The 8,074-nt window shown below is 38.6% G+C and carries 5 protein-coding genes; 1 reads left to right on the top strand and 4 read right to left on the bottom strand.

The annotated features are described in order from the left end of the window. Window positions 1-73 precede the first annotated feature (73 nt). Window positions 74-880 (bottom strand): DUF5677 domain-containing protein, encoded by an 807-nt coding sequence (locus Q0794_RS09895; protein WP_298941555.1) that lies wholly within the window; start codon window positions 878-880, stop codon window positions 74-76. 118 nt (window positions 881-998) lie between these two features. Further along, a complete protein-coding gene (locus Q0794_RS09890) occupies window positions 999-1,814 on the bottom strand; it encodes a DUF2971 domain-containing protein (protein ID WP_298941554.1) in 816 nt (271 codons plus the stop codon). 274 nt (window positions 1,815-2,088) lie between these two features. Between Q0794_RS09890 and Q0794_RS09885 the strand changes: the two genes are divergently transcribed. Then, window positions 2,089-3,057, top strand: coding sequence for an integron integrase (locus Q0794_RS09885; protein WP_298941553.1), 969 nt, complete (start codon window positions 2,089-2,091; stop codon window positions 3,055-3,057). 124 nt (window positions 3,058-3,181) lie between these two features. On the opposite strand, the gene carB is transcribed toward Q0794_RS09885, so the two are convergent. Both carB and carA read right to left on the bottom strand, forming a co-directional pair. Beyond that, window positions 3,182-6,412, bottom strand: coding sequence for a carbamoyl-phosphate synthase large subunit (gene carB / locus Q0794_RS09880; RefSeq protein ID WP_298941552.1), 3,231 nt, complete (start codon window positions 6,410-6,412; stop codon window positions 3,182-3,184). A 41-nt stretch (window positions 6,413-6,453) separates the two neighbouring features. Then, window positions 6,454-7,602 carry a glutamine-hydrolyzing carbamoyl-phosphate synthase small subunit gene (carA, locus tag Q0794_RS09875; protein ID WP_298941551.1) on the bottom strand — a complete coding sequence of 383 codons (1,149 nt, stop codon included), beginning with the start codon at window positions 7,600-7,602 and terminating at the stop codon, window positions 6,454-6,456. Between the last annotated feature and the right edge of the window lie 472 nt (window positions 7,603-8,074).

Raw genomic sequence — 8,074 nt, 5'->3', positions numbered from 1 at the left:
AGTAAACCAACCTCAAACGGGCTTGTCCAACACCCGAATAAGGTGTCGGCTGCGCGACACCTATTCTTGTTTGTTATGAATATACACCTTGGTACTTCTGTAAAAAAGTATCAATTGCACCTATATTTTCAATATTTTCGTAACCAGTCGACTTAGAATAGAGACAATACGATTTGGAGAAGTTAGCCAACAAATATGTGGCAAAGAAGTATAACGTCGTTTGCTTCTCTCTAACTTCCTGATTGTTACAATTTTCATCAGTAGATAACTGCATCAAAGATTCAAAGCCGGAGTGAGAGTAACCACATAAATATGGGTATACATAATTAACATACTTATTTGGTAAAGAACTTTTAAGTCCTATTTTTACCCAACCATTCCCTGTACTCCATCCTTCTTTTACAGCTTTAGAAATATGCGTATGATTGAGGTTTAATTTTGATGATAAATTTTCAATTGATTCTTCAATTGTTTTTATTAACTCAGCCTCCAGATTCATCTTTTCTTGCAGTGCATCATCCAAATTCTTAGTCGGTAACTTATTTTGCCTCTCTTTCAAACCACTGTGTCGATACAACAACACCCTGATTTCTGTTAGATCAGGTTTATCATAGAATAAGTGAGTCATTACTAAATAAGATTCAAAGGATGCTCTTAAAAGTATTTTCGCTGACGAGTGATCGATTTGTTCACTATTTTTAACTACATCATTGAAATTTGTGCCATTCAATACCGTATAAAAACTATTAATATGATTTAAGAATTTCTTACTAAGTAGATAAAATATTCTTCCTTCCTCACTGGATAAATGAGAGCTAAATTCTCTATCAAACAGTAGAGTTGCTACTTTTCTAAGTGTTGAAAATTCTTTTTCGCTCAAGTTATCACCAAATTTTGAATATATTCATAACGCCGCAATAAGCGGACTAAAATAGTGGGTTAAAATGTGGAGCGAAGCGAAACGTAACCCACTGTTTTAGTTCCGTTTAATTGCCTTGTTATAAGACATTTTCTTCTAATTGTGCGTATGCTTCTAGAGAACCCATAAAACGTTTTTTTCGCAATGTTGAGTCTTCAACTATATTTAACCCATTACTATTACAAAGTTGTTTGATTGAGTCTGAGAACCAAATATCTGCTTTCGGTGATATAACAACTTTATCTATTAATTGCTCTAATGACTCAATTGAAACTTCTACTCCTGCATCAGGGTTTTTATTAACGCGACTTAAATCTATTTCAGTATTATAAGCTATTAAGCGAGTCTCTTTTTCGAAACTAAATGGTAAAGATTTAGCTAAAAAAGGTGCGAGGGAATCACTGCCAGTTAACTGCCCATATTTATGGTCAAGGTACTCAACGTCTTCTAATTTTATTTTATTAACATTTTTAGGTTTTTGTATTTGATTTAGAAGTTTATCTTCAGTGGTAAGTATACAAACAGAGTTATTAACACCACCGTAAATTGACCACATAGCAGAGCATTCATGTGAGGATTTATGCCAACAACTCACATAAAGCCACTCTCTACAACGAGGAAATATTTTATCAAGGTCATTACGTTTGTATTCTCCAAAAGGAGTTTCAAATAAACGTTGATTCACCTTCTCATTAGCTTTTTCAATATTAGAAGTTCCGGCACTGCACATACCAATATCTAAGTGTGCAAAATCATTTGAAGATGACAGATAATCTATAGCTGTAAGCCCCCCCTCTAAATGATCATCAAAGAGTGACATTTTAGGTAAAAATAATGAGCTTTTTTGCAATAAATACATAAATTTTGATAGATCCATATACCTTTGTAATATCATAAAACTCCCATGAGTAATACGTTGCAGCTACAACTGGCTTATAACAGCTTATTATACAGAACAATTCCGTATTTCCGGTGGAAATGCGGAATATCTTCTGTTGTTAAAATTGCTTCAACAATACGCTCATAAAACATTAAATCAATACTTTAGAGTTGATTGTCAAATATTGGTCATGTAAATACATAGAATCATTCCGCATTTCCGGCGGAAATGCGGAACAACACCTATACTGTATATAAACACACCATTTACATGCAGTAAGGAATAAAAAATGAAATCTCCATTTTTAAGTGCAGTTAGTGAAAACATGCGTTTGACGTTTTATGCAGAAAAAACCATCAAAGCTTACGTTTATTGGATAAAATGCTATATCTATTTCAATAATAAACAACACCCATTTACTTGCCATGATGCTGAAGTCGAATCTTTTCTTTCTTATCTAGCGAATACAAAAAAAGTCGCACCAAGAACTCAAGCATTAGCGCTTAATGCGTTAGTTTATTTATATCGAGAATTTTTAGACAAACCTTTAACGCTAGATCTCAAGTTTAATAAAACAAGTACACAGCCTAAACTCCCCGTAGTACTAACGCCTGAAGAAGTATCTCGTTTATTAAAGGGAATTCCTCCTGCATTATCACTTCCATGTTATTTGTTATATGGTAGTGGATTGCGATTAATGGAAGCGGCTAGGTTACGCATTCAAGATATTGATTTTGATTATCTCTCAATCAACATTTGGCATGCGAAAGGTGGTAAACATAGACGTGTAACGTTAGCACCTGAACTCAAAACCCCTTTGCAAAACCAAATAATAAGAGCTAATTTTTATTATCAAGAAGATATGCTACGAAATGATTATAAAGGTGTGTATTTACCGCATGCTTTGGCAGGTAAATATCCTAATGCGGCGAAGGAATTTAAATGGCATTACTTATTCCCTTCAACACAACTCTCAATCGAACCCGGCACGAGTAATTTAAGACGCCACCATATTCACGAAACGAATATTCAAAAAACAATCAAAAAAACAGCTCAAAGACTAGAGTTAAATAAACATGTAACAGCACATACATTACGCCATTCTTTTGCAACGCACTTATTACAGCGCGGTGCAGATATCCGTACAGTTCAAGAACAATTAGGTCACACAGATATCCGTACAACCCAAATATATACTCATGTTTTACAGGCAGGAGCAAACTGCGTAAGAAGCCCTTTATCTGACTTATTTAAATGATCGCACTCATGACTTGAACCCAAGAATAAATTATCAGATACAAATGAAGATCAAAAAAAAGCCACTCAATTGAGTGGCTTCCTATCAGCTATTTACACTAACTTATTATCAATCAAAAATTAGATTAACCATTAATGCGTTTGTGTAACTCTTGTACTGAGGTCACTGTCGCTTCTGGTGCTGTTGGGTCAGCGGTATGTGCCTGACACGTTGCAAATGCACCGTTTAATGTCGTTGTGTAATCTACTTTATAACGTAACGCAGCACGACGTAGTTGACGAGAATCTTCAATCGCTACACGCCCTTCTGTTGTGTTTACAATGTAGTTGTATTCACTGTTCTTGATGCGGTCAAGAATATGTGGACGACCTTCTTGTACTTTGTTAACAAGGCGAGCATTAATGCCTGACTCTTGCAGTACGATCATTGTGCCGTGTGTAGCATCAAGTTCGAAACCTAGGTCAAGAAGCTGTTGTGCCAGTTTAGCAACACGTTTTTTATCACTGTTACGTACAGAGATAAGCGCACGGCCAACCGTTGCAACTTCTTTCGTCGAGCCTAATTCTGCTTTAGCATAAGCTTCAGCAAACGTTGCACCAGCGCCCATTACTTCACCTGTTGAACGCATTTCTGGGCCTAAGATTGGATCTGAGCCTGGGAATTTGTTGAACGGTAATACTACTTCTTTAACAGAGTAATACGGTGGAATAACTTCTTCAGTAATGCCTAGTTCTTTAAGCGTTTTACCCGCCATCACACTTGCACCAATTTTAGCAATTGGCACACTTGTCGCTTTAGAAACGAATGGCACTGTACGTGCTGCACGAGGATTTACTTCAATCATGTAAACTTCGTTATCTTTAACAGCAAGCTGAGTATTCATTAAACCGACAACACCTAGCTCTAACGCTAATGCTTTGATGTAGCCGCGCATTTCGTCTTGAATCTCTTTGCTTAATGTATAAGCAGGTAATGAACATGCTGAGTCACCAGAGTGAACGCCGGCTTGCTCAATATGCTCCATGATGCCGCCGATAACGACATCAGTACCATCACAGATTGCATCGATATCAACTTCGATTGCATCATCTAAGAAACGATCAAGTAATACAGGTGATTCGTTAGAAACACTGACCGCTTCTTTAAAGTAACGACGTAAATCAATTTCGTCATAAACAATTTCCATCGCACGACCACCTAGTACATACGAAGGACGTACCACTAACGGGTAACCAATACGTGTTGCAGAAGTCACTGCTTGTTCAAGCGTTGTTACTGTATCGTTTTCTGGTTGTTTAAGGCCTAGACGCTCAACCACTTGTTGGAAACGTTCACGGTCTTCTGCGCGGTCAATTGCTTCAGGTGAAGTACCGATAATTGGTACGCCAGCGGCTTCAAGTGCACGTGCTAATTTAAGTGGTGTTTGACCACCGTATTGCACGATAACGCCTTTAGGCTTTTCAACACGTACGATTTCAAGTACGTCTTCAAGCGTGATTGATTCAAAGTATAAACGGTCAGAAGTATCGTAGTCTGTTGAAACCGTTTCAGGGTTACAGTTAACCATGATGGTTTCATAACCGTCTGCACGCATTGCTTGCGCCGCATGTACACAACAGTAATCGAATTCAATACCTTGACCGATACGGTTAGGACCACCACCGATGATCATGATTTTTTCGTTATCTGTTGGGTTTGCTTCACACTCTTCGTCGTAAGTTGAGTACATGTAAGCAGTATCAGATGAGAACTCAGCAGCACAGGTATCTACACGTTTGTACACTGGGTGTAGTGAAAACTTCTCACGTAATTTACGTACTTCAGTTTCAGTAATACCGACGACAGATGCGATACGGCTATCGGCAAAGCCTTTACGCTTAAGTCCACGTAAACGCGCTTCATCTAATGAACGTAAACCGCCTTCTGCTAGTTTTTTCTCTTCTAAGATTAAATCTTCGATTTGAACGAGGAACCAGTTATCAATCATCGTGATGTCATGAATTTCTTCCATCGTCATACCTAGACGGAATGCATCACCGATGTACCAAATACGCTCTGCGCCAGCTTCACGTAGTTCGTATAATACTTTTTCTTTTGCGCCTTCGTCGTTTAGGTCAACCATTGGGCTGAAACCATCAGCGCCCACTTCTAGACCACGAAGCGCTTTTTGTAATGATTCTTGTTGGTTACGGCCAATCGCCATCACTTCACCAACTGATTTCATTTGTGTTGTTAAACGAGAATTAGAGTTAGCGAATTTTTCAAAGTTAAAACGCGGGATCTTAGTGACAACGTAATCGATTGTTGGTTCAAACGATGCTGGTGTTTTACCGCCAGTGATATCATTTTGTAATTCGTCAAGCGTATAACCAATCGCTAGTTTTGCAGCGATTTTAGCAATTGGGAAACCCGTTGCTTTTGATGCTAATGCAGATGAACGTGATACACGTGGGTTCATTTCAATTAGAACCATGCGGCCGTCTGCAGGGTTGATACCAAACTGTACGTTTGAACCGCCTGTTTCAACACCAATTTCACGTAGTACTGCTAAAGACGCATTACGCATTAATTGGTATTCTTTATCTGTTAGTGTTTGAGCAGGTGCAACGGTAATTGAGTCACCCGTATGAATACCCATTGGGTCGAAGTTTTCAATCGCACAAACAATGATACAGTTATCATTTTTGTCGCGAACCACTTCCATTTCATACTCTTTCCAACCGATTAATGATTCATCAATCAATAATTCACTTGTTGGAGAAAGGTCTAAACCATTTGAACAGATATCGTCAAATTCTTCTTTGTTGTACGCGATACCACCGCCTGTTCCACCCATCGTAAATGATGGACGAATAATACAAGGGAAGCCAACCATGTCTAGGACACCGTAAGCTTCTTCCATTGTATGTGCGATACCTGCACGTGGACATTCAAGTCCAATTTTCTTCATTGCGGTATCAAAACGGCTACGGTCTTCAGCTTTGTCAATAGCATCGGCTGTTGCGCCAATCATTTCAACATTGTATTTCGCTAAAATACCTTTTTCTTCAAGCTCTAATGCACAGTTAAGTGCCGTTTGGCCACCCATTGTTGGTAATACTGCACATGGACGCTCTTTAGCGATAATTTTTTCTACTACTTGCCAGTGAATAGGTTCGATGTAAGTGGCATCGGCCATTTCTGGATCAGTCATAATCGTTGCAGGGTTAGAGTTAACAAGTACAACGCGGTACCCTTCTTCTCTTAACGCTTTACATGCTTGCGCGCCTGAATAGTCGAATTCACAAGCTTGACCGATAACAATCGGACCTGCACCAATGATGAGAATCGTTTTTAAGTCATTACGTTTTGGCATCTGAAATTACCTTTTTATATCTGTTCTATCGTTCTAATTAACTAGGCGTTTTTGTACTGTTCAATCAATTCAATGAAGTGATCAAATAAAGGCGCTGCATCATGCGGGCCTGGGCTAGCTTCTGGGTGACCTTGGAAACTAAATGCCGCTTTATCAGTACGGTGAATACCTTGTAGTGAACCATCAAACAATGACACATGCGTTGCACGTAAGTTTGCCGGCAATGTCGATTCGTCAGCTGCAAAACCGTGGTTTTGACTAGTGATCATCACAACATCACGCTCTAAATCTTTAACAGGATGATTTGCACCGTGATGACCAAATTTCATCTTCACTGTTTTTGCGCCACTTGCTAGTGCCAATAATTGGTGACCTAAACAAATACCGAATACTGGTATATCAGTTTTTAGGATTTCTTGAATAGCGTCAATCGCGTAAGTACATGGTTCTGGGTCACCAGGGCCATTAGATAGGAAGATGCCATCAGGGTTCATTGCTAACACTTCAGATGCAGGTGTTTGCGCAGGTACCACTGTTAATTTACAGTCACGGTCAGCTAACATACGTAAAATGTTACGTTTAACGCCGTAGTCGTAAGCAACAACATGGTATTTACAATCTGTTTTTGGTGCAGGTAAGCCGCCAGTTAATGTCCAGCTGCCTTCAGACCATTCAAATGATTCTTTTGTTGTTACTTCTTTCGCTAAGTCCATTCCTTTTAAACCTGGGAAGGCTTTAGCTTGTGCAAGGGCAGCAGCTTCGTCGATGTTATCACCGGCAACGATACAACCTGATTGAGCACCCTTCTCACGTAAAATACGTGTCAACTTACGTGTATCAATATCAGCAATACCAACAACGTTACGTGCTGTTAGGTAGTCGCTTAATGATGCTTGATTACGGAAGTTGCTTGCTAGAAGAGGTAAATCGCGAATAACAAGGCCACAAGCATGGATTGATGGAGATTCTTCATCTTCATCGTTTGTTCCAGTGTTGCCAATATGAGGGTAAGTGAGTGTAATGATTTGTCTTGCGTAGGATGGATCAGTCAGAATTTCTTGGTAGCCTGTCATTGAAGTGTTAAAAACAACCTCACCAACAGAGCTTCCGTGAGCGCCGATTGATACGCCTCTAAATACAGTCCCATCTTCCAATACCAGTATGGCAGAATGACTCAAGTTAACCTCCATGAAATAACAAATAAATAAAAATTTATATAATCTGAGTGAGGCCATGCAGAGCATTTTTTCACCAGAAAATAGTAAAATTTGGCAAATTCCGCGTATTTTATAGATCTTAAGGGCAATTGACCAATCAAATTTTTAATTTTATTAAAATAAATGTCTGTTTTGGTAATTTCTTTATAGTGAGAAATATGCTAGCGATTACTGGATAAGATACAGAGATCAAACTTCGTTTATTTTGATGTTAAATCAGTTAGAAATTAATGACATAAAGAGGGAAAAAGAGTAGCGTAGCTGTTGTAGATTCGGTTACTAATTATCGACAATGAAATTAGTAACCGATTGATTTTTAAGACAGTACTTGAATTAACGTTAAAGTAGCTGGCAAGGTTGGAATTAAGAACACAACCAATAAACCAAGAAAATGACGTAGGCTATATGGGTCTTTAAAGTTTTCTTCTGACACGGTAACTTCCTT

Origin of the sequence: uncultured Psychromonas sp., from assembly GCF_947489755.1 — a bacterium.
Lineage (GTDB): Bacteria > Pseudomonadota > Gammaproteobacteria > Enterobacterales > Psychromonadaceae > Psychromonas.
This window is presented reverse-complemented; position numbering and strand designations above follow the sequence as displayed.

What these genes read in the sequence shown, in the direction of transcription:
- Q0794_RS09890 (WP_298941554.1), bottom strand. Translation starts at nt 1,814, where the DNA reads ATGATATTACAAAGGTATATGGATCTATCAAAATTTATGTATTTATTG.
- Q0794_RS09885 (WP_298941553.1), top strand. Translation starts at nt 2,089, where the DNA reads ATGAAATCTCCATTTTTAAGTGCAGTTAGTGAAAACATGCGTTTGACG.
- carB (WP_298941552.1), bottom strand. Translation starts at nt 6,412, where the DNA reads ATGCCAAAACGTAATGACTTAAAAACGATTCTCATCATTGGTGCAGGT.
- carA (WP_298941551.1), bottom strand. Translation starts at nt 7,602, where the DNA reads ATGGAGGTTAACTTGAGTCATTCTGCCATACTGGTATTGGAAGATGGG.